Origin of the sequence: Gilvimarinus gilvus (genome assembly GCF_030518155.1) — a bacterium.
Lineage (GTDB): Bacteria > Pseudomonadota > Gammaproteobacteria > Pseudomonadales > Cellvibrionaceae > Gilvimarinus > Gilvimarinus gilvus.
In genome coordinates this window covers 1-330 of the sequence record NZ_JAULRU010000519.1, presented here as the reverse complement: position 1 = coordinate 330, position 330 = coordinate 1, and the positions used below count along the sequence as shown (strand labels likewise).

Genomic DNA, 330 nt, shown 5'->3' with positions numbered 1-330 from the left:
GACTGAGATCTGTTTACCGAGAGAACCGTTTTGTTGTGCAGTGCCGGTCATTCGAACCGACATTGAGCCTTTTTTTGCTTCAATATAGACTAGGTCGCCTTTGCGGATCAGTAATTTTTTTTCAACGAGGGATGGAGGAATTATTTGATTTGATGAAATAGCTCGTTTTATCTCTCTGCCTATTAACTCGGCGGGATTACTGAAGTAGGACGAGGATAGTCGCTTTACATCGAACTCTTTCAGGTAAACGTCTGAATCCCCCAAAATGGTGCCTTTGCTTAAGGCGCGGCTAGAAACAACGATCTGTTGCCATTGTTCGATTGTAGCTGA

The 330-nt window shown here is 43.6% G+C and carries 1 protein-coding gene; it reads right to left on the bottom strand.

Annotation, left to right across the window (positions count from 1 at the left end; translation table 11 throughout):
* Window positions 1-330 (bottom strand): flagellar basal body P-ring formation chaperone FlgA (gene flgA, locus QWI17_RS09840; protein WP_302722336.1); only part of this gene is annotated, 330 nt, incomplete at both ends.